The 20,267-nt window shown below is 43.1% G+C and carries 24 protein-coding genes; 16 read left to right on the top strand and 8 right to left on the bottom strand.

Features of this window, described 5'->3' with window-relative positions; genetic code table 11:
* Positions 1-27: 27 nt before the first annotated feature.
* Positions 28-153, top strand: a complete 126-nt coding sequence (locus V7O64_RS01380; protein ID WP_407356248.1) for a symporter small accessory protein — start codon at positions 28-30, stop codon at positions 151-153.
* Positions 153-1,739, top strand: coding sequence for a sodium:solute symporter (locus tag V7O64_RS01375; RefSeq protein WP_407356247.1), 1,587 nt, complete (start codon positions 153-155; stop codon positions 1,737-1,739). Before V7O64_RS01380 ends, V7O64_RS01375 begins: the two co-directional genes overlap by 1 nt.
* Positions 1,740-1,850: 111 nt before the next feature.
* Here V7O64_RS01375 and V7O64_RS01370 read toward each other — a convergent pair whose 3' ends face one another.
* The 3 genes from V7O64_RS01370 to V7O64_RS01360 form a co-directional block, all read right to left on the bottom strand.
* Entirely contained in the window at positions 1,851-2,951 is a 1,101-nt protein-coding gene (locus tag V7O64_RS01370; RefSeq protein ID WP_407356246.1) for a (Fe-S)-binding protein, read from the bottom strand.
* A gap of 116 nt (positions 2,952-3,067) precedes the next feature.
* Positions 3,068-4,036 (bottom strand): DUF523 and DUF1722 domain-containing protein, encoded by a 969-nt coding sequence (locus tag V7O64_RS01365; RefSeq protein WP_407356245.1) that lies wholly within the window; start codon positions 4,034-4,036, stop codon positions 3,068-3,070.
* A 128-nt stretch (positions 4,037-4,164) separates the two neighbouring features.
* On the bottom strand, positions 4,165-5,625 hold the full coding sequence (locus V7O64_RS01360) for an aminoacyl-histidine dipeptidase (RefSeq protein WP_407356244.1): 1,461 nt from the start codon (positions 5,623-5,625) through the stop codon (positions 4,165-4,167).
* A 335-nt stretch (positions 5,626-5,960) separates the two neighbouring features.
* Between V7O64_RS01360 and V7O64_RS01355 the strand changes: the two genes are divergently transcribed.
* The 6 genes from V7O64_RS01355 (at position 5,961) to V7O64_RS01330 (ending at position 10,588) form a co-directional block, all read left to right on the top strand.
* On the top strand, positions 5,961-6,500 hold the full coding sequence (locus V7O64_RS01355) for an O-acetyl-ADP-ribose deacetylase (protein WP_407356243.1): 540 nt from the start codon (positions 5,961-5,963) through the stop codon (positions 6,498-6,500).
* 446 nt (positions 6,501-6,946) lie between these two features.
* Positions 6,947-7,654, top strand: a complete 708-nt coding sequence (locus V7O64_RS01350; protein WP_407356242.1) for a type 1 glutamine amidotransferase — start codon at positions 6,947-6,949, stop codon at positions 7,652-7,654.
* A gap of 89 nt (positions 7,655-7,743) precedes the next feature.
* Positions 7,744-8,277: a GNAT family N-acetyltransferase gene (locus V7O64_RS01345; protein WP_407356241.1), complete on the top strand. Its 534-nt coding sequence runs from the start codon at positions 7,744-7,746 to the stop codon at positions 8,275-8,277.
* Positions 8,278-8,451: 174 nt separating this feature from the next.
* The gene (locus V7O64_RS01340; RefSeq protein ID WP_407356240.1) at positions 8,452-8,592 is read left to right on the top strand and encodes a hypothetical protein; all 141 of its coding nucleotides are present in this window, start codon (positions 8,452-8,454) and stop codon (positions 8,590-8,592) included.
* A gap of 236 nt (positions 8,593-8,828) precedes the next feature.
* Positions 8,829-10,010, top strand: a complete 1,182-nt coding sequence (locus V7O64_RS01335; protein ID WP_407356239.1) for a PGF-pre-PGF domain-containing protein — start codon at positions 8,829-8,831, stop codon at positions 10,008-10,010.
* Between the two features lie 89 nt (positions 10,011-10,099).
* On the top strand, positions 10,100-10,588 hold the full coding sequence (locus V7O64_RS01330; protein WP_407356238.1) for a metallophosphoesterase: 489 nt from the start codon (positions 10,100-10,102) through the stop codon (positions 10,586-10,588).
* A 115-nt stretch (positions 10,589-10,703) separates the two neighbouring features.
* Here V7O64_RS01330 and V7O64_RS01325 read toward each other — a convergent pair whose 3' ends face one another.
* A complete protein-coding gene (locus tag V7O64_RS01325) occupies positions 10,704-10,937 on the bottom strand; it encodes a thioredoxin family protein (RefSeq protein WP_407356237.1) in 234 nt (77 codons plus the stop codon).
* A gap of 43 nt (positions 10,938-10,980) precedes the next feature.
* Positions 10,981-11,163, bottom strand: coding sequence for a 4Fe-4S binding protein (locus V7O64_RS01320; protein ID WP_407356236.1), 183 nt, complete (start codon positions 11,161-11,163; stop codon positions 10,981-10,983).
* Positions 11,164-11,442: 279 nt separating this feature from the next.
* Between V7O64_RS01320 and V7O64_RS01315 the strand changes: the two genes are divergently transcribed.
* From V7O64_RS01315 to V7O64_RS01295, 5 genes are all read left to right on the top strand, one after another.
* Positions 11,443-12,306 carry a class I SAM-dependent methyltransferase gene (locus V7O64_RS01315; protein WP_407356235.1) on the top strand — a complete coding sequence of 288 codons (864 nt, stop codon included), beginning with the start codon at positions 11,443-11,445 and terminating at the stop codon, positions 12,304-12,306.
* 283 nt (positions 12,307-12,589) lie between these two features.
* Entirely contained in the window at positions 12,590-12,706 is a 117-nt protein-coding gene (locus V7O64_RS01310) for a symporter small accessory protein (protein ID WP_407356234.1), read from the top strand.
* The gene (locus V7O64_RS01305) at positions 12,706-14,289 is read left to right on the top strand and encodes a sodium:solute symporter (protein WP_407356233.1); all 1,584 of its coding nucleotides are present in this window, start codon (positions 12,706-12,708) and stop codon (positions 14,287-14,289) included. Before V7O64_RS01310 ends, V7O64_RS01305 begins: the two co-directional genes overlap by 1 nt.
* Before the next feature lie 212 nt (positions 14,290-14,501).
* Positions 14,502-14,630 carry a symporter small accessory protein gene (locus V7O64_RS01300; protein WP_407356232.1) on the top strand — a complete coding sequence of 43 codons (129 nt, stop codon included), beginning with the start codon at positions 14,502-14,504 and terminating at the stop codon, positions 14,628-14,630.
* Positions 14,627-16,210: a sodium:solute symporter gene (locus tag V7O64_RS01295; protein WP_407356231.1), complete on the top strand. Its 1,584-nt coding sequence runs from the start codon at positions 14,627-14,629 to the stop codon at positions 16,208-16,210. Before V7O64_RS01300 ends, V7O64_RS01295 begins: the two co-directional genes overlap by 4 nt.
* A 325-nt stretch (positions 16,211-16,535) precedes the next feature.
* On the opposite strand, the gene V7O64_RS01290 is transcribed toward V7O64_RS01295, so the two are convergent.
* Positions 16,536-17,231 (bottom strand): metal-dependent hydrolase, encoded by a 696-nt coding sequence (locus V7O64_RS01290; protein ID WP_407356230.1) that lies wholly within the window; start codon positions 17,229-17,231, stop codon positions 16,536-16,538.
* A 79-nt stretch (positions 17,232-17,310) separates the two neighbouring features.
* On the opposite strand from V7O64_RS01290, the gene V7O64_RS01285 reads away from it, so the two are divergent.
* Both V7O64_RS01285 and V7O64_RS01280 read left to right on the top strand, forming a co-directional pair.
* Positions 17,311-18,474: a DUF2117 family protein gene (locus V7O64_RS01285; RefSeq protein WP_407356229.1), complete on the top strand. Its 1,164-nt coding sequence runs from the start codon at positions 17,311-17,313 to the stop codon at positions 18,472-18,474.
* Positions 18,475-18,576: 102 nt separating this feature from the next.
* Positions 18,577-18,957, top strand: coding sequence for a transcriptional regulator (locus V7O64_RS01280; RefSeq protein ID WP_023843847.1), 381 nt, complete (start codon positions 18,577-18,579; stop codon positions 18,955-18,957).
* A 25-nt stretch (positions 18,958-18,982) separates the two neighbouring features.
* Here V7O64_RS01280 and V7O64_RS01275 read toward each other — a convergent pair whose 3' ends face one another.
* Both V7O64_RS01275 and V7O64_RS01270 read right to left on the bottom strand, forming a co-directional pair.
* A complete protein-coding gene (locus tag V7O64_RS01275; RefSeq protein ID WP_407356228.1) occupies positions 18,983-19,195 on the bottom strand; it encodes a hypothetical protein in 213 nt (70 codons plus the stop codon).
* Entirely contained in the window at positions 19,192-19,317 is a 126-nt protein-coding gene (locus V7O64_RS01270) for a hypothetical protein (protein ID WP_407356227.1), read from the bottom strand. Before V7O64_RS01270 ends, V7O64_RS01275 begins: the two co-directional genes overlap by 4 nt.
* 235 nt (positions 19,318-19,552) lie before the next feature.
* Between V7O64_RS01270 and V7O64_RS01265 the strand changes: the two genes are divergently transcribed.
* Positions 19,553-20,245 (top strand): hypothetical protein, encoded by a 693-nt coding sequence (locus V7O64_RS01265; RefSeq protein WP_407356226.1) that lies wholly within the window; start codon positions 19,553-19,555, stop codon positions 20,243-20,245.
* Positions 20,246-20,267 lie beyond the last annotated feature (22 nt).

The raw sequence follows: 20,267 nt of genomic DNA, 5'->3' as shown, positions 1-20,267 counted from the left end.
GAAGTTGATAATAACGAGGATACAAAAATGCTTGGTATAGAAGACCCCTGGATCTGGATGGCCTACATCCTTTGTTTTATTAGTGCCATGGGCTGTATGATATATGGCGCCCTTAGATGGAACGAAGGCGTGGAAGATGAAGAGGTGCACTGATGGCAGTAAGTACGCCGGTTCTTGGTGTCATTGTATTGATCTATCTTATGGTCATATTCTATCTGGGATGGGTAGGCTATAAAAGAACAAAGGAAACAGAGGACTACATGGTTGCAGGAAGGAATGTGCATCCATATATCCTTGCATTATCCTATGGTGCCACATTCATCAGTACCTCGGCAATAGTCGGATTCGGTGGAGCTGCCGGTTCCCTGGGGATGGGACTTCTCTGGCTGGCAGTTATGACAATTGTGGTAGGTATTTTTGTGGCCTTTGTCTTCTACGGCTCAAGGACAAGGCGCATGGGTGCCAATCTTAAAGCCGTTACATTCCCCGAGCTTCTGGGAAGAAGATTCCAGTCCAGATTCATCCAGGGATTCTCAGGTGCGCTGATAGGTATCTTCATGCCTCTGTATGCAGGAATAGTCCTTATTGGCGGAGCAAGGTTCGTTGAGACGACCCTCAGTGTCAATTATGATGTGGCGGTCTTCATCCTTACGATCATCGTGGCCGCGTATGTTATCACCGGAGGGCTTATTGCTGTAATGTACACCGATGCCCTCCAGGGGGCCATCATGTTTGTGGGAATGGCAATACTGCTGATACTCACCTATGTCAAACTTGGTGGGATCACTGCGGCTCATGCAGCACTCACAGCCATGAGCGACCTGGTCCCTGAAGGACTGGCAGCCGGCGGGCACCTTGGCTGGACCGCTATGCCTGCATTCGGTTCCCCCATCTGGTGGACACTGATCTCAACCCTGGTACTGGGAGTAGGTATCGGCGTACTTGCACAGCCCCAGCTGGCTGTAAGGTTCATGACAGTAAAGGATAACCGGGCACTCAACAGGGCCGTGCTTGTGGGAGGACCTTTCATTCTAATGATGACCGGTGTCGCCTTTACCGTAGGAGCACTGTCCAATGTCTACTTCATGAATACCCGGGGTGTGATAGCCATTGTAGCTGCAAACGGCAACACGGACCTTATAATACCTGAATATATCAACAGCGCAATGCCTGATGTCTTTGTCATACTCTTTATGCTTGCACTTCTTGCTGCCGCCATGTCCACCCTGAGTTCCCAGTTCCATACCATGGGAACAGCTATCGGGCATGACTTCTATCGCCAGTACCTGAAGAAAGGGGAACTGGGACAGACTATAAACATTACCCGTGCCGGTATGGCATGCACCATTGTTGCAAGTGTGATACTCGCATACATACTCCCGATAAGTATAATCGCGCACGCGACTGCCATATTCTTCGGACTTTGCGCATCCGCATTCCTTCCCATGTACACAGGTGCCCTTTTCTGGAAACGCATGAACAGGAATGGAGCCATTGCCAGTATGCTTACCGGAACTTTTGCAAGCCTTTTCTGGCTGGTTTTCGTTCACGGAAAGGAAGCAACTGCACTTGGTATAAGCAGATTCATGTTCGGTGTCGATACCATCCTGACAGGAACCTGGACCGTTATTGACCCCATATTGGTTGCAACCCCCCTTGCATTCATAGTTGCGATAATGGTGAGCATACTGACAGGTCCTGATCCTCAGGATCATATTGAAAAATGCTTTAAGAAATAGGATTGCCAGGGGACTGCAGCCCCCTCTTGGCCCATATCCCCTAATTTTTAAGAATATCCGGGAAATATAAGAGAAATAAGGTATGCAGGCAGCTTTTATAAAGATCCCGTATCATTCCCGCCTGCCAAGCACACTTTCCGCCAGCAGCACGGAAACATCTTTGATCTTCATTTCCTCATCCCTGGACTTGCAGGCACTTTCCATATGATGCACACAGAAAGGACAGTATGAAGCAAGTATGTCAGCCTTATCCTTGTATCCTTTCACCGTTAACATGGCAATATCATCTGCAATCTGCGGGAAGTTTGGTTTAAGGCCAGCAGGACCCCCACAGCACACCTGTTTGCCTTCAAAGAGTTCCTTTACTTCCACACCCATGCTTGCAAGAATGCTGCGTGGCACATCTTTTGACTCTCTCAGGGGACAGGCATCCCTGACAGAAACAGCTATGTCAAGCTTTTCTGGTTTCAGTGTACCATCTGCTATCATATCCTTAAAGATATTAAGGGAATGCTCAACCCCGAAGTTCAGTTCACGATAGAGTTTGGGATATTCCTTACCAAGTACCATGTAACAACCGGGACACGAAACTATTACCTTCTTCACTCCAAGTGATTCGATATAATCGACGAACTTTCCTGCATGCTCAGATGCCTGTTCAAGATGACCGTTGTCTATGAGGAAAAGCCCGCAGCATTTCTCTTCTTTGAGAATCATCGGTCTGATACCTGCATGATTGAGCAGGCGTATGGTTGCCCTTGCAATATCCGGCTGACTGTATGACACCCAGCAGCCTGCCATGTAGGCCACATCTGAACTTTCAGCGATTTCAAGATCATCGGTGATCCAGTCAAACCTGGTTGCCGGATCCATGCCCCCGGGACTGTTACGCTCAATGATGTTCTGTGAGATAGCAGTGGTCTTTGCAGGCTCCCTGTCCTGCTGTGCCAGCAGTTCCCTCTCATACTGTATTATGTCGGTGATGGGAATACTCATGGGACATACATAATCACAGGCGCCACACCTTGTTGAAAGATAGATATTGTCCATTTCATCCTGTGTGAGCTCCTCACCTGCAATTATCTTTACAAGGGACTCTATCTTTCCCTGGGGAGTGAAACGGTTACCTTCGGTTACCATGTTAACAGGGCAGGCATCCCAGCATTTCTTGCAATCTATACATGAATCTATCTCTTCCTTAAACCGGTACATTATAATCACCATGACCAACAATTGCTAAACAATGAATACTAAAAACTTATCGAATGATTGACCAAAAATATTTTTGTCATGCAGAGAACAAGCGGTTGAACTTCGAATAAATGATATCATTTATCCCAGTAATCCTTTTCCCTTTTATCGTCTGCAGGAGCTTTAAGTTCCTCTGGGTACGGATAAAGGAATGTATCCTCATAGGCATCCTCTCCAAAAGAGCGAGATGCAAACATTCTCATGACCTCAATGACAGCATCCCAGCTTATCCTGTTACTGCTGAAACGCCCGAGCATGTCCTCGAAGAAGGAGCTCTCCTCTGTGCTTGTACCTTCAAAGACAGAGAACATATTCCTTGCAGCATACAGTTTCAATTCCAGGCTACCGGGCTTTTTCAGCAATTTCTTTAAGAGAGAGCCGTAATCATGTAACAGCATTCGGGTCTCTGTTTCCTTTAACAGGAGTTCTGACATCTCTGTGAACACTGCCTTGTCATAGGACATGAAAAGGAAACGGTTGTTCTTATGCAACTTGTGCAACCCCTCATAAGAACATTCTTCATTGACCTGCCTGAAAGTCGTGAAAGCGTACAGTTGGGTCAGGAAATGATGACGGATATGACTGTTGCGCAACCTTTCATTCTCTTCGATGGGATAGCCGGCATAGCGTGCAATGACCTGTCCTGCAAACAGGCCCGCGCCTCTCTCTACAACCGGAGACATGCTTGCACCCGCATATACTTTTACATCATTCACCCCCATACTTGGGGAGAGACCTTTGTATATAAAACCGTCTATGTGGCCGATGTTTTCAAGAAAAGAGATAGTAAAGGCATTCATCCTGTCTGTCAGATCTTCTCCGGTCTTTGGCTGGATCAGGTGATATACGCCATTCTGCCTGATGATCCTCAAAGTGTCCCTGGGAACTCCCAGGCCTATTTCAACTTCCGGGCATACTTTAATAAAATCTACAAAAGGCATGAGGTCACGCACTATCTGCGAAGGGATCACCTGCCCGTTATAGCGAACCTTATCAAATTCAAGACATCTGCTTACAAGGACAACTGGTCTTGGATAATCTCTCATGCATTTCTTTTTGTATCTTATAGATTATAATCCTGACCACAAATTATGATCCTGACCACAAATTATGACCTTTTTCAGGATAATAATCCTCTGGATATCCAGTTATACTGTTATTTCACAGTGAACTATCACTCCCTGAATGATGCCAGCAAAGGAACCAGAAGGTCCCATACCTTCCTGACCGATGGAATATAAAGGCATTCATCAGGTGAATGCGGATTCTTTATTGTAGGCCCGAATGATATCATATCCATTTCCGCATATTTAGAACCTATTACAGCACATTCCAGACCGGCATGGATGAACTCTGATCTTGCTTCTTCTCCGAAAATATGTTTATATACATCCTTGCAACGTTGCAGCAGCGGTGACGATATATCAGGCTGCCATGGAGGATATCCGCAATGATGTGAGAACTGCGCACCATATTCAAGAGCAACGTAAGCAATCTTTTCACTGATCTGCATAAGTTCGCAGTACAGAGAACTGCGCTGACTTGATACTATCAGCAATTGTCCGTCTTCTATAACTACTGTTGCCAGATTAACTGAGGTCTGAACATGTCCGGGTATTTGAGATGACATGGAATTGACCCCATGTGGTAAAGCATTCAAAAGGCCTACGACCCTGCAGGCATATTCACTGCTTATTGTCATCTTTTCTGCTTTATTCTTTTGTGGGCTTTTGATTTCCTGAAGGGTTATGGAAAGAGATGATTCAAAATCCCCATATTCAGAACGCATCCTGTCCTCAAATTCTGAAATAAGCGAAAATGGATTTTTAGAAGGATCTTCAAAGAGGATTATGATCGCCTCTGCATATCTTGGAATAGCATTGTGTGCAGAGCCGCCTTTAATATCAACTAAATAAACATCGGTTGAATCCATTAGTGCCCGCAAAGCCGCTGCAAGTATTTTGTTGGCATTTGCTCTTCTTTCATGGATATTAATGCCAGAGTGTCCTCCGCAAAGACCATCCACTGCCAGCCTGAAAAACAGCGCATCATCCGGAACCGCCGAATATCCCAATGGCATGGAGATCGTTGTGTTAAGACCACCTGCACAGCCAATGATAAAAACGCCTTCTTCTTCTGAATCAAGGTTCAGCAGGACCTTCCCCGCAATAAAATCAGGCATCAGGGCATTGGCACCTGTCAGTCCTGTCTCCTCATCAACGGTGAACAGAAGTTCAAGAGGGGGATGACAGAGCTTTGTATCCTCTGCGATCCCAAGGGCAATGGCCATAGCTATTCCGTTATCTGCCCCCAGGGTTGTACCTCTTGTCTTTAACCACTGACCTTTAACAACAGGTATGATAGCATCCTTGCTGAAATCATGGGAACTTGACGGTGTCTTTTCACATACCATATCCATATGTCCCTGGATGACCACTGCAGGCACTTTTTCGTAACCTTCTGACGGAGGGATCCCGATGACAATGTTATTCACACTATCAAACTTCACACTAAAACCCCTGGATAATGCCCACTCTTTTAGCCATATGGCTATCTTTTCTTCATGTCCAGAGCATCTTGGCACACTACTTATTTCCCTGAACAGGGAAAGTATCTTTTCTGTGATCTCATCCATGACCTGACCTGCCATTATTTGTAATCGGGTTTTGCTTTAGGCTCTGTAGAAAACCTATTATCAATAATTTGTGAACCGCAGATAAACGCTGCTGCACGCAGATATTTTTCATCTGTGTTACCTGCTAAAGGACTGTTTAGCAGGCACTCACCTCTTACAGAGTTGAGTGTATCCGTATCTATCTGTGGTTTATCAATAAAGAAAGGATTTCTACAGAGCCTTGCTTTAATGTTAAAATAGAACTGCAACAAAGATAAGAGTGAGCATAATAAATCCTATTTGGATAAAAGCAATTAAATCCAGTGAAGAAAGAGAGATACCACAGAGGAAGGAACATGGATATTGCCAAAATTATCAGGGTGATAAAGGGAGACATCGTGGAACAAAAAGTCGATGCCATAGTTAATGCGGCCAACAATTCGCTTCAGGGAGGAGGAGGTGTTGACGGGGCCATCCATCTTGCTGCCGGGCCGAAGCTTGTGCAGGAGTGTCGTACCCTTGGAGGATGTCCCACCGGGGAGGCCAGGATCACAAAAGGATACCTTCTCCCGGCAAAATGGGTGATCCATACCGTCGGTCCGGTCTGGAAAGGTGGTCATTTCGGTGAGGAAGAGCTTCTTGTTGCAGCTTACAGCAATTCACTGGAACTGGCAGAGAAATGCGGGATAAGGAGTATCGCCTTTCCGGGAATTAGTATCGGAGCCTATGGTTTTCCTGTCGACAGAGCATCATATCTTGCTGTAGCCAGTATAATCGAACATCTTTGCAGGGGCAGTTTACTGGAAGAGATCAGGCTCATATGTTTCAATGAGAATGCATATCATTATTATTCAGGTGCATTGAACAAATATGCTTTTGTTGATACGAATGATTAATTAGAACAAACACTCATCATTATGAGAATTAGCATATACCTGACCATAGATATCTTTAAATAAAATAACAATATAGCAGGAGTTAGCAAATTAAGACCAGCACGAAAAAAATTGAAATAAACTATTATCGATGTGGTACGGTTGGTTGGTGGTTCGATAGATAGTGATTGGTGGTACGAGGATTTGCCCGGAAACATACCCAAAGATACAGGATCCCCGTAAAAAACAAACTTTTTAAAACGTATTCGGGGCTCCTGTCATTTGGATACATACTGTCATTTGGATACATATTGCCCTATGGATACATATTGTCCTTTCATTCCAATTCCATCTTTCCTGTTTTCTTCATCCTGCTCCACATTCTCGTTTATTGGTATTGATCAAGGTTCATGAAACGATTATTAAATTCATAAACCATTTATCCGGTAAAACCGATATATTGCCCTATGAGCCTGTTGATCTTTAAGAACATATCAAGGGAAGGACCCGGTATCCTTCAGATTATCCTGGAAGAAAACAATGTCCCTTATGATATTATCGATCTTGAGAGCGCAGAAGATCTACCTGATCCTGTCGGCTATGATGCTGTAGTGGTCCTGGGAGGGCCTGACAGTGCCAACGATGCGAGCAGTAAGATGAGAGCCGAACTTGAAATGGCAAGGAAGGCAATTGATGCTGGTATTCCCTATCTTGGGATCTGTCTTGGAATGCAGGTGCTGGTCAGGGCCTGCGGAGGTTCTGTGCATGCAAGTGAGATAAGGGAGATCGGCCTGAGGAGTAAGGATGGCAATTATTACTCGATTGACATTGAACACGATCATGTAGATGATCCCCTGTTTGCAGATCTTCAAAGCCCCATGGGAATCTTCCATCTGCACGGCGAGACCGTAGAGCTCACTGAAAAGATGCTGTTGATAGGTACTGGAAAACACTGCACGCATCAGATAGTGAAAATCGGTCCGAATGCTTATGGGATACAGGGACACTTTGAACTGACCCCTGAAATGCTTGATATGTGGCTTGATAATGACCCTGAGCTTTTGCTAATGGACAGGGAAACGATCAGAAAGGATTTTGAACTGTTGTGTTCTGAATATTCGGACAATGGAAGGAAACTGTTCAATAATTTTCTGAGAATTGCAAGGATCATTTGAGGAATAACATGATATTGTTTTATCCATGATCTTTTACCTGCCTATCTTAAATCAAAACTTTTTAGTAGCTGGCAGGGAAATAGACATCCATGAGAGTCCCACAATCCATCGATACTGAGCGATTGACTATCAGAAGGTATACTGAAGATGACATGGAAAAGCTCTATCTTTTCTTTAACAATGAGGAAATAACAGGCCCCACTGACATGCCTGCCCACCAGAGCCGGGAAGAGACCCAGGCTTTTCTTGACATGCTCATTCAGTCATACAACACTGATGAACCACTTTTTGCAATGGCTGTCTGCAGGAAAAGCGACAATGAGTTGATAGGATCATGTGGTTTTGCAACAACGGATGTTCCATGTGCTGCGCAGATGTATTATGCACTTGAACCTCAGTTCAGAGGTATGGGATATGCCACAGAAGCTGTCGAAAAGCTACTTGAATATATGATAATCGTACTTGACATTGAAAGAATAGCCGTTTATTGTTCGCCAGATAACATCGCCTCAGTGAACCTGGCCAGAAGAGCTGGCATGGAATACCAGGGTACTATCAGAAAAGATGACAGGGACACCGAATATTTCCTGCTGACCCGGCAAAGATACCTTTTTGAAGAATAGAATTTTTTGAGGGACTTTCAGGGGAATCTCTTTGAACATATCATTTTCAGGGTAATAAAATGATGAGTGCATATTTGAAAAATAACATTCGAGATGGTTATGTTTTGGAACTGCATACGGTTTCCTGCAAAACGTATTTAAGTCCGTACCATACCTTTTACATGAGGTGAATAAATGCAAAAATGTGAAATATGCAACAAATTCGTGGATGATCTTGTCGTGATACGGGGAAAAAAGATGTGTAAAGAATGCATTTCCGAACTTCAGAATGAAGAACTTGACACCGAAAATCTGGATTTTGGAGCTTGCATCTGACCTTCATTATTATATTTCTTACGTATGTAGTCTTTTTTGTGCTGACCTCACTGTTTAGTACCCTGTGGATACATAAGAAAATATAAATACTTATTGAGTTATGTTATTTTTATATATTTGGGAGTGTGTTAATGAACAGGATGAGGAAAACAGTGATATTATTGAGATTTTGCATACTTTTTTTATTAGTAACATTCTCAACATTTTCCTGTATCCAGACAGTTGCTGCAGACTCAGTGGTTACCGTATCACCGCTTGTCAGGGAAGTGAATTCAAACCAGCAGTTCGATGTCTATATAAACATAGAACCACAAACACCCATTGCCGGTGCACAGCTTGACATTTTGTTCGATAATAACATTATCTCTGCAGTTGAAGTGAACTCAGGGGATTTTTTTGAGCAGGATGGAACCACGTCCGTTTTCATCGGCGGGACCATTAACAATCAGCAGGGCAGTATAAAAGGCCTGTTCGCAGTGACCCTCGGCAAAGCCGAGATCTGCACAGCAGGGAATTTTGCGCACATATCATTCATAGCTGGCAATGATACAGGAAATAGTGATATCATCCTTACCAATGTGATTCTTAGTGATTTTCAAGGAAATGCTGTTCCTGTAACCGTACACAATGCAGAGGTAAATATTCCTGGAAGCACACCTTTAACGCCCCCGGAAGATGTTCCCGTTTCTGCCGGAGGTAGTGGAGGTGGCGGAGGAGGGGGGGCTACCGGTGAGAATACAGAGAACATAGGGCTTAAGGAAGTGGTGCAGCTATATGTGACCAGTGGCTCAAGGATCAGTTTCCTGTTTGAAGAAAAAACAAATCCTATAAAGGAAATAAGTTACCTTTCACTGAAGAATGCAGGCTTCATAACAGGCACCATTGAAGTTCTGAATGATGTGTCTTCAACAGTTTCACAAAGGCCTTCAGGAGTAGTATACAGGAACATCAACATCTGGATAGGCAAAGCAGGCTATGCCACGGACAGTAACATTGATGACACCCGGATATCTTTTACAGTTCTGAAAAAATGGATGGATCTCAATAATGCCGGACCGGACAATGTACACCTTGAAAGATACCATGAGGGCAGATGGGAAACACTGGATACTCGTATAACAGGGGAGGATGAAGACTTCTTTTTGTTCGAGGCTGAAACTCCTGGATTCTCTCCTTTTGCGATAACCGCCGATGTGCCGGATGTTTCCCCGGGTACAGAAAAGCAGGAAAGGATAGAAAATGATCCTGTATTCGATCCGGCAGAAACAAACAATGAAAAGACAAAGGAAAACGATACTTTAAACAATTATCCGGCTTCGGATAGAACAGGTTCTGCAGAACTTGCACAAAATAGTTCACTACTTCTTTGTATTTCCATGATAGCCATTTTACTTTGCAGACGCGCAAAAGTGAAATGAAATGTCAGAAATGAAAACCCCTCCATAGAAGGATCCCTCTGAAAAAGAATAAATCCTGTACGCTCCTTCTTTAAAGAAGAGGTGAGAGAATGATCGGAATTATGGCTGATTCACACGATAGCATGGATGCTATCCGGGCTGCTGTAGAACTGTTCAACATGAAAAAGGTCAGCATTGTTCTGCACGCAGGTGATATCATATCCCCGTTCACAGCTGCAGCTTTCAGCAAGCTGGATGCAAAGATGTACTTTGTCTTTGGGAACAACGATGGTGACAGATTGCTCCTGAAACAGAGATTCGAAGAGATAGGAGCACAATGTTGCGGCGACTTTGCAGATCTTGAGCTCAACGGGAAACGCATTGCACTCCTGCACGGGATATATGAACCCCCCGTCAATGCCCTGGCTGAATCAGGGGATTTCGACATAGTAGTCAGAGGCCACACGCATCATGCAGGTGTAACTGAGGTCAACGAAACCCTGGTAATAAACCCGGGTGAGACTGCCGGAGTGCTCACCGGAAAACGAACAGTGGCACTCCTTGATCCCGAACTTGGTGTACAGATAATAGAAATATAATGTAAATGGGTATGCCTTTTAGCAGTGTTCTGACAGAACTAAAACAGAGGGAACTCTACCCTGTACCCCAGGCACATCTAATTGGACCCTTACTGCGTCTGCTACTCATTTAAGTTCATTTTGTGATCCATTTAAGTACATCTTCAATGCTGGGTACCTTGCCGGCAATCTTCACATCACCGTCAACGACAACAGCAGGTGTTATCATTACACCGTATGCAAGTATGCTGTCCATGTCCTGAACTTTCACGATCTCAGCAGCAATACCTGCCTGATCAACTGCTTTTTCAACTATTTCCTTTGTCTTGTTGCACTTGGCACAACCGGAACCTAATATCTCTATTTTCATACGTCCATCCCTTTGATTTTTCAATCACTTTGTTCTGCTTCAATCAAATGAATACTTTAATGGCACTAAATTCACATGCTGCCACGCAGTCCATACAATATTTACAGGATCCCATCCTCACAGGGACACAAACATCGCTTATAAGTTCAAGTATATCGTTGGGGCATGCGTCCACGCAAAGGCCACAACCTGTGCATTTGTTTTCATAAACTGCAACCAATACCATTCTGATGCATCCTTTATTGAGATAAACCAATTATCCTGTATTATAAAACGTTAGATACTTAATGGAACCCAACATTACCTGTGAAAGCTGTGCAAGCCTGAAATGCAGGATAATACCCGGATATTTCAAATTATATTGAAATATTATATATGTTTTGTGGTTTTGTACTACCCTAAATGTGCAAGTCAATACACAAAGATGGCTTATTTGTTCATTCACTAAGAAGAAAATATCCTGCAAACCACTAAAAGTATATCTTAAAAGTGACTATGTGAGCCTATGTCACTCAAACCCATTGGAAAGGTCTCTAATTTTGCAAATGAAAAGACAATGCAGCTGCTTGCGCTATGGAAAGAGAGCGTAAGTATCGTAGAATTAGATCAGGCAGGATCAGAGGATTTTTTATTTGATGAGTATTCCCATTACATGATCATCCATGAACCACTGGGAATGGAGTTTCCGCAGAAGAGGGACGAATGGAACAAACGCTTTTGCAGAGATGCCGGGATTTCGGTTGCAGAACTTATTAAAGCAGATAAAGGCAGGATATATTTCAAAGGCCTTTTTGCCCGGAGAGATGCACCTGTTTACGGTATAGTTCCCTACACCTCATTTGACAAACAGGATGCAGACTTCCCTGATGCAGAGATGGAAATACTTAAAAGGAAGACACTGGAAGTTGCACTGCCCGAGGCAAGAGGTAAGACTATACTTGATGTGGGATGCGGGATTGGCAGTATTACTTTGAAAATGGCAAGAATGAATCCGGAATCAAAGGTCACTGGAATAGATCTCCTTGAAGATACAATGAAACAGTGCCGTTTGAATGCAGTTGCTTATAATATTGAAAATCTGTCCTTCAAGGCTGCCAGTGTATATGAACTTCCGTTTGCAGACGCAGACTTTGAAACTGTGACCTGTTTCTTTATGCTCCACCATCTTGAAGACATACCAGGAGCACTTGCAGAAATAAAAAGAGTGCTTGGGGCAGGAGGAAAAGTGCTGGCTGTGGAGCCCCTGGACCATCATCACGGAACCGAAAGAGGTATACAGAATTGGGTCGATCTTTTTGAAAGTGCAGGTTTTTCAGCACAGACCGAACAGATAAGCAGGGCGGTCCTTGTGCGTGCAGGATTGAAGTGATAAGAACAAGGGAGGAGCGGGTGGTACTACACCCGCTATCGAACAGAAGTGCAATATAAGGTCCTGAGTCCTTTTGAGGTAAACTGCCGGATAATACTCTTTGCATTGCACCTGGTGTTACAAATTACATATGTTGTAACACAAAGTGTACTATGAATCTTTTTTATTTATAGCTTTTGCCAGAAAAAAGAATTCATCAATTCCTGCATAATATCGAAAAGTTAAAGTACGTGCCGTGTTAACAGATGACATTATTATTTTCAGGAATTAAAGGAGATGCAAAATGCTTGGAATCGATGATCCTCAAATATGGATTGCTTACATATTGTGCTTTTTAAGTGCAATCGGATGTATGATCTATGGAATTGTACACTGGAATGATGACGAGGAGGATAACTGATGGCTGTCAGTACTCCTATTCTCGGAATGGCCGTTCTTATTTACCTGATGGTGGTTTTTTACCTGGGATGGGTTGGCTATAAAAAGACAAAAGACATGGATGATTACATGCTTGCCGGAAGGAAGGTCAATCCTTTTGTGCTTGCATTCTCTTATGGTGCAACATTTATCAGCACAGCGGCAATAATCGGCTTCGGAGGTTATGCAGGAGCTTTCGGCATGGGCGTGTTGTGGCTTGTATTTATGAACATTTTTGTTGGTATATTCATAGCTTTTGTAATATTTGGTTCAAGGACAAGACGCATGGGTTCAAACCTGAAGGCAGTTACATTCCCCGAGCTTCTGGGAAGAAGATTCCAGTCCAGATTCATCCAGGGATTTTCAGGTGCTTTGATCACGGTCTTTATGCCGCTTTATGCAGGTGGAGTACTGATAGGAGGAGCGCGTTTCATGGAAACCGCACTCGGAGTCGAATATAACATTGCAGTACTTATTCTTGCCGTAATAGTCGCCGCTTATGTCATAACAGGCGGATTGATCGCTATCATGTACACAGATGCCCTGCAGGGGGCACTTATGTTCATAGGGATGAGCATATTGCTTGTAATAACATACGTAAAACTTGGCGGTGTTGTCGAAGCACACCAGGCGCTCACAAACATGGCTCATCTCGTCCCTGAGAATCTAGCTGCAGCCGGACATACCGGATGGACATCGATGCCTGCCTTTGGTTCACCTACGTGGTGGACGCTTGTATCTACTATCATACTTGGAGTAGGGATAGGAGTGCTTGCACAACCTCAGCTTGCAGTACGTTTCATGACCGTGAAAAACTCGCGATCACTTAAAAGAGCAGTTCTCTCCGGAGGGCCTTTTATTTTTATGATGGCAGGCGTTGCATATATCGTGGGTGCATTGTCCAATGTCTATTTCCTTGATACTAAAGGAATGATATCTTTTGATGTTGTCGGAGGGAATATCGACAAGATCATGCCTGAGTACATTAACAGTGCAATGCCCGATTATTTCGTTGTCTTCTTCCTGCTTACTCTCCTTGCAGCAGCCATGTCGACGCTGAGCTCTCAGTTCCATACCATGGGTACTGCCTTTGGGCATGATCTTTACCGTGAGTACATTATGAAAGGGAAGATAGCAAAAACCATCAGTATCACAAAAGCAGCTATAGCAGCAACCATCCTGGTCAGTGTAGCTCTGGCATACATACTCCCGCCAGGAATAATTGCAAGAGCGACCGCTATCTTCTTCGGACTTTGTGCGGCAGCTTTCCTTCCCATGTATGCCGGTGCGATCTTCTGGAAACGTATGAATAAAGAAGGAGCTATCGCCAGTCTGCTGGTGGGAACCTTCAGCAGCCTCTTCTGGCTTACTTTCGTACATGCAAAAGAAGCAAATGCCCTTGGAATAAGCAAAGCACTCTTTGGTGTTGATACTATCCTTACAGGTACATGGACCGTGGTCGATCCTATACTTGTGGCTACACCACTATCGATAATCGTTGCCGTTCTGGTAAGCCTAATGACAAAACCTGCACCAAAAGAGCATATTGAGATGTGCTTTAAATAATAGAAGTGAAAAAAGATACCAAATTCTTTCCAAAGAGACGATAATAGAGTAGAATTGTCTCTTTTGGTAATATTTTTTTATTGCTTTTTATTGTTTCTCTTTTTCCGGCTCAGATATCCGGCAGATTTACTAAACTATAAATATAGTGGCATGCTAACAAATCACATGTTAACATTTGACATGATTATTATAGGATAAAAGGAAGGGAAAATATGCTCGGAATCGATGACCCGCAAATATGGCTTGCCTATATACTTTGTATTATAAGTGCAGTCGGTTGCATGATCTACGGTGCACTAAAATGGAATGATGGTTCTGATGAGCCGGAGGTGGAAGCATGATAAGCACACCTGTACTTGGAGTCATAATACTGATCTACCTGATGGTGATCTTTTATCTTGGCTGGTTAGGATATAAGAGAACGACAGAATCCGAAGATTACATGGTTGCAGGGAGAAAGATACATCCTTATATACTTGCATTATCTTACGGTGCCACCTTCATCAGTACATCTGCCATCATCGGTTTCGGAGGAGCTGCCGGTGCCCTTGGAATGGGACTGCTCTGGCTTGCTTTTATGAATATTTTAGTAGGCATATTCATAGCTTTTGTATTCTTTGGTTCCAGAACCCGTCGCCTGGGTCTTAACCTTGGTGCAGTTACCTTCCCCGAACTACTCGGAAGGCGTTTCCAGTCCAGATTCATCCAGGGGTTCTCAGGAGCTCTCATTGGGATTTTCATGCCACTCTATGCAGGAATCGTCCTCATAGGAGGTGCACGTTTCCTGGAAGCAACCCTGAACATAAATTATGATATCGCCGTCCTTATCCTTACCGTTATCGTGGCTGCATATGTAATAACGGGAGGTCTCATTGCAGTAATGTACACCGATGCCCTGCAGGGCAGTCTCATGTTCATTGGGATGGTATTCCTGCTGGCATTCACCTATATCAAACTGGGAGGTATCACCGCAGCCCACTCAGCCCTTACAGCCATGAACGATCTGGTGCCGGAAAGTCTTGCTGCCGGGGGACATCTGGGATGGACATCTATGCCGGTATTCGGATCACCTATATGGTGGACCCTTGTTTCAACCCTTGTGCTTGGTGTGGGGATAGGAGTGCTTGCACAACCACAGCTGGCCGTCAGGTTCATGACAGTCAGAAACGATGCAGCCCTCAACAGGGCCGTACTTGTAGGCGGACCTTTCATTCTCATGATGACAGGAGTTGCTTTTACGGTTGGTGCTTTATCCAATGTTTATTTCTACCAGGCAAGAGAAATGATATCTGTTGCGGTTGCAGGAGGAAATACAGATCTCATCATGCCCGCTTTTATCAACGATGCCATGCCCGAAACATTTGTCATACTTTTCATGCTGACACTGCTGGCAGCGGCCATGTCCACATTAAGTTCCCAGTTCCATACAATGGGAACATCGATAGGCCATGATTTCTATCGGGAGTTCCTGAAAAGGGGAGATCTGGGCCAGACAATTAACATAACAAAAGTAGCAATTGCCGTTACCATCCTTGCCAGTGTCATACTTGCATATATACTCCCCATCAGCATCATTGCAAGGGCAACTGCCATCTTCTTTGGGCTATGCGCAGCAGCTTTTTTGCCAATGTATACAGGAGCCCTTTTCTGGAAACGCATGACAAGAGAAGGCGCAATCGCCAGTCTGCTTGTAGGAACATTTTCAAGTCTGTTCTGGCTCGCATTCGTACACAAAGCAGAAGCATTACCTCTGGGTATAAGCAAGGCACTGTTTGGTGTTGATACCATTCTGACAGGAACCTGGACAGTTGTGGACCCCATACTTGTGGCCACACCACTGGCATTCATTACTGCCATTGTTGTAAGCCTTTTAACAAAACCAACTCCGAAGGAACACCTTGATGCATGCTTTAAAAAATAGGGGTTTTCGACAGAGCCCGGACTTAAGGGCTTTTAAAGCCCTTGTTTTTTGATCTTCCTTTTTTGATCTTCCTTTTTTGGTCCTGTATTTTATCTGCAAGCCGTCTATAGCATCAAACAGTACCTGTGGAGAACAACTGATATACAATAGTCTGCGGAACAACTGTTAATTTATGTGCAGGCAAAAGCCGTATGACGAGAACGAGAGGGGATATTTATCTAATATAAATGTAACTCGACTTTTGCCTAACCTTAGTTCGGCACAATGAAATATAAACCTATCCGTTCTACTTGAAAACAATGTCCGATATTTCATATTTACCTGGTTATAAAAATATGTGGTGCCCTACATCCATAATAATCACTTCTGCGTCAGACACTGTTTTTACATATGTTAGAAAAATATTGGGATCCTGAGAGATCACATCAAAAGTATTGTAATGCATAGGAATTGCAATTCTCGGGCGTAACATCCCAACAGCAAGTGCGGCATCACGTGCATCCATAGTATACCTTCCCCCTATCGGAAGAATAGCAACATCAGGATGATAGAGTCTGGATATAAGCTCCATATCCCCGAAAAGACCGGTATCGCCTGCATGATAGACCGAAACATCCCCTGCCTTTATAACAAAACCTGCAGCTCTTCCTCCGTCAATACCCTGGCCTGCTTCGTCTATGGAAGAAGAATGTCTTGCATCTGTCATTGTGAAAAGTATACCTTCAAAATCAACCGTGCCCCCGATATTCATACCCAGGGTATTCACACTTTTTGATTTCAGGTACCTGGACAGTTCGTGGATACAGATAACCGTACAGGATGTTCTTTTTGCTATGCTGACAGCATCTCCCAGATGATCCCTGTGGCCATGTGTTACTGCAATGACATCTGGCTTAAGGTCCTCTACCCTGACCAGGGCCCCGGGATTGCCTGTTATAAAGGGGTCTATGAGCACAGTAATACCTGCAGAATCTAGCTGGAAACATGAATGGCCCAGCCAGGTTAGCCTTATATCACCCATAAAGCAGAGATAAGCCTGTTAAAATAATAGTTTATCGGCAGGAAAGTATAATTGCGACAACATCCTAAAAGACAGAGATATGAGAATAGGTTTGGTTGTCCACGGACCGGAAGTTGTCGACTCCCATATGGCTAAGAAAATTATTGATGCCCTTAAGGACTTGGGAGAGGTTTCGGCTATAATGGCAGGTACCATTGGTAAGACTGCTGTCCTTGATGCACATCTTGAGAACGTCATTGACATAAGGAAAAGTCTCAAACCAAGTCAGTGCATAGAGGAATTTTTCAGGACAAAAGATATAACTATTCTTCTGAACCATGGAAAAACAACTGATAACGGAGTTCTTTTTGCAAATATAGTGGTTTCCAGGCTTGCAGACAGGAACCTGAAACCTCTTATCCATATCGAAAGACCGGGAATGCCGGATGGAAAGATAATACCATGGAATACCCAATCCATGACAATAGCAATAAAGATAGCAGATATCCTGGGACTTGGAATAGCAGATATCCCGAAAATCGTTACCCCGATAAGCATAGACGATCAGGGCCATCGTGTCATAAGAAATGTATATGGAGTACATCCCGGAGAAAAAATAATGATCAACGGCATAGTTGTTGGCGTGGCAAGATCTTCAGATGTCCGTATAATAAGTGAAGAGGGCTTCATCCGGGACATCATGGGTGCAAAGGTAAAAGTGCATGGACTTGAAAAGCTTCATGGATATGACAGGAGAATACCCATCGACCTTTGTAACTGCTGGGTAAAAAGCGGACCACTTAGAGGAAACAATTTTTCGGTTCGCAAAAATATAATAGATCAGGAACAGAAACAATTACCAGGGTCTGAAAAAAATAGCATTCAAAGCCCCATAAACAGAATAAAAGCTGTTATTATCGATCATGAAGCTGAAAGAACCTTCGAACTGGCAGATGGCGCCGGGGTCGCTGTGACTATCGGGGACGATACCACCGACATTGCGGCAGATATACTTTACAGATTAAGAATTCCGATAATAGGAATAACAGACGGGGATATCGATGGATTCTCGCATATCAAACAGATATATCCGGGTTCAACAATAATGAGAATGAAACCCGGAAGTGATGATATAGTTGGAAAGGAGATACGGGATAAAATATTCTGTGGAAAGGAATCCTATTTCTTTGATTCGATTATCGACCTGCGGAATAATATATTCACAATTTCGAAAAATTATTTCATTTTTAGCACATATTATTAATTATTAACTGCTTTAATTTTGCGCATATATAACTTTAAATATAATAATGACATAGTATGTAATAGAGCTCATTAGAGCACAACTTAAAAATAAGGGGTTATTATGAAAGACTTTGAAGTAAAGATACTTGACGACACAGACTATAAGTTCATTGAGGCACTGAAAAGCCTTGGGATGTCAAGGAATGTTGCAACCACGCTCACTTATCTGTCAAATGTGGAAGAAGCATCCTCCCAGGAAATCGAAATGAGTACTGGCCTCAGACAACCGGAAGTTAGCGTTGCCATGAGGCACATGCGCGAAAGGAACTGGATCGATATCCACAACAAAAAAGCTGTAGGAAAAGGAAGGCCAACAAAGATCTACAGGCTTTCAGCACCTGTTGAAGATATCATCAAACACTATGAGCAAAAGATCATAGAAGATACAAAAACAACAATGGATGCCATTACAAAGCTTAAAGATATTACAAAAAGAATGTAAGTTTTTAAGTGTGTCCGGCCAGTATCTATCCTTGCGATGCAATACACATGATAGTCAAATTGCCGGGCACTGCTATTCCATCAACAGGAACAGCTTGTTTTTCTTTTAAAATAAGGACGGTTTCCTGGTTCATGCCAAGAATGTCCAGTACATTTTCATAGGTGGTTCCATCCGGAACCTTCAACTGTCTGTTTGAAAGTTCCGAATTGATCATTTCGACATTGATAGTTACACTCAATCTGTGATCTCACCATCCGGGGACCTTAGGTCTTCGAGGTTATCCTGTATAAGTTTTGCATCCAGTTCTTCGTATTTCTTTTCGCCCTTACGTTCAGAGTCTCTTTTATGGAACTTTGACATACAAAAACACCTCGAATTGAATCTGTTGCAATAGGTATTAACCTTTTCGGAGAACAAAACAAAAAACAAACAACATGAGCAGAAATATTGCCGGAAAATATCAGACAGAATAAGATAGGAATATTTACATTTTAACTTTACAGTTTAACGGGCAACAAATTAGAAAAATATAAATCCTACCCATTACAGTAATATTATACATTGCAAATAATAAAACCATACGTCAAAGGTGAACATGACCATAGATACACAAGATGGAACACATGCAGAGTTTCTTGATATTCTTAATGAAACTAGCTCTGTTTTCTTTTACAATGAAGAAAACGAGATAAGACCCTTTATGGAGCTGCTCATAAAAGAGATAAGAAATGAAGAACCTTTACCTGTTATCCATATCACCTGGAATGAATGTGAAAGCCTTAACGATCATAGTACCATTGACTGTAGCACTGATGATATCACTTCTTTGCATCTTTTCAGGAACCTTACAGGAACAATGATAAAAATAGATAAAATGCTTTCCAAAAACCGGCATCTTATCATCGTGCAGGACCTTAGCACCCTTAAAACAGAAAAAGACAATAAACCATATATTCATTTTCTTGCAGTCCTGATCCGTAAGTGTATGCAACATGAAAGTACACTGATAGCCATAGAAAACCAGGTAAATGCCAGGCCTGAAATACGGGACTGTCCTAGGCCATATTTTACAAACGAGTTCATCCTGCAACATAAAAGAATAAAGAAAAGCGGTAAAAAACCGCTGGACATAAGATATGAGATAAAAGAAGGAATCCTATATATTGAGCCCTGCCTGCAAAGTGACATGAATAAATTAAAAGAGATATTCAGCCTTACGCCGGAGGAAAAAAAAGAGCTTGACAGAATAGTAGGTCAAAGCCTTGAAGAATACAGGACCTACATGTGACCAGGCCCTAAACACCATATCC

The organism is Methanolobus sp. WCC5 (assembly GCF_045690325.1).
GTDB lineage: Archaea > Halobacteriota > Methanosarcinia > Methanosarcinales > Methanosarcinaceae > Methanolobus.
This window is presented reverse-complemented; position numbering and strand designations above follow the sequence as displayed.

Excerpts from the sequence above, each read along its gene's own strand:
- V7O64_RS01330 (WP_407356238.1), top strand. The coding sequence starts at position 10,100 with ATGATCGGAATTATGGCTGATTCACACGATAGCATGGATGCTATCCGG.
- V7O64_RS01360 (WP_407356244.1), bottom strand. The coding sequence starts at position 5,625 with ATGGATGAGATCACAGAAAAGATACTTTCCCTGTTCAGGGAAATAAGT.
- V7O64_RS01345 (WP_407356241.1), top strand. The coding sequence starts at position 7,744 with ATGAGAGTCCCACAATCCATCGATACTGAGCGATTGACTATCAGAAGG.
- V7O64_RS01285 (WP_407356229.1), top strand. The coding sequence starts at position 17,311 with ATGAGAATAGGTTTGGTTGTCCACGGACCGGAAGTTGTCGACTCCCAT.
- V7O64_RS01380 (WP_407356248.1), top strand. The coding sequence starts at position 28 with ATGCTTGGTATAGAAGACCCCTGGATCTGGATGGCCTACATCCTTTGT.
- V7O64_RS01315 (WP_407356235.1), top strand. The coding sequence starts at position 11,443 with ATGTCACTCAAACCCATTGGAAAGGTCTCTAATTTTGCAAATGAAAAG.
- V7O64_RS01355 (WP_407356243.1), top strand. The coding sequence starts at position 5,961 with ATGGATATTGCCAAAATTATCAGGGTGATAAAGGGAGACATCGTGGAA.
- V7O64_RS01300 (WP_407356232.1), top strand. The coding sequence starts at position 14,502 with ATGCTCGGAATCGATGACCCGCAAATATGGCTTGCCTATATACTTTGT.
- V7O64_RS01265 (WP_407356226.1), top strand. The coding sequence starts at position 19,553 with ATGACCATAGATACACAAGATGGAACACATGCAGAGTTTCTTGATATT.
- V7O64_RS01320 (WP_407356236.1), bottom strand. The coding sequence starts at position 11,163 with ATGGTATTGGTTGCAGTTTATGAAAACAAATGCACAGGTTGTGGCCTT.
- V7O64_RS01370 (WP_407356246.1), bottom strand. The coding sequence starts at position 2,951 with ATGTACCGGTTTAAGGAAGAGATAGATTCATGTATAGATTGCAAGAAA.
- V7O64_RS01365 (WP_407356245.1), bottom strand. The coding sequence starts at position 4,036 with ATGAGAGATTATCCAAGACCAGTTGTCCTTGTAAGCAGATGTCTTGAA.
- V7O64_RS01310 (WP_407356234.1), top strand. The coding sequence starts at position 12,590 with ATGCTTGGAATCGATGATCCTCAAATATGGATTGCTTACATATTGTGC.
- V7O64_RS01375 (WP_407356247.1), top strand. The coding sequence starts at position 153 with ATGGCAGTAAGTACGCCGGTTCTTGGTGTCATTGTATTGATCTATCTT.
- V7O64_RS01325 (WP_407356237.1), bottom strand. The coding sequence starts at position 10,937 with ATGAAAATAGAGATATTAGGTTCCGGTTGTGCCAAGTGCAACAAGACA.
- V7O64_RS01280 (WP_023843847.1), top strand. The coding sequence starts at position 18,577 with ATGAAAGACTTTGAAGTAAAGATACTTGACGACACAGACTATAAGTTC.
- V7O64_RS01350 (WP_407356242.1), top strand. The coding sequence starts at position 6,947 with ATGAGCCTGTTGATCTTTAAGAACATATCAAGGGAAGGACCCGGTATC.
- V7O64_RS01270 (WP_407356227.1), bottom strand. The coding sequence starts at position 19,317 with ATGTCAAAGTTCCATAAAAGAGACTCTGAACGTAAGGGCGAAAAGAAA.
- V7O64_RS01340 (WP_407356240.1), top strand. The coding sequence starts at position 8,452 with ATGCAAAAATGTGAAATATGCAACAAATTCGTGGATGATCTTGTCGTG.
- V7O64_RS01290 (WP_407356230.1), bottom strand. The coding sequence starts at position 17,231 with ATGGGTGATATAAGGCTAACCTGGCTGGGCCATTCATGTTTCCAGCTA.
- V7O64_RS01295 (WP_407356231.1), top strand. The coding sequence starts at position 14,627 with ATGATAAGCACACCTGTACTTGGAGTCATAATACTGATCTACCTGATG.
- V7O64_RS01305 (WP_407356233.1), top strand. The coding sequence starts at position 12,706 with ATGGCTGTCAGTACTCCTATTCTCGGAATGGCCGTTCTTATTTACCTG.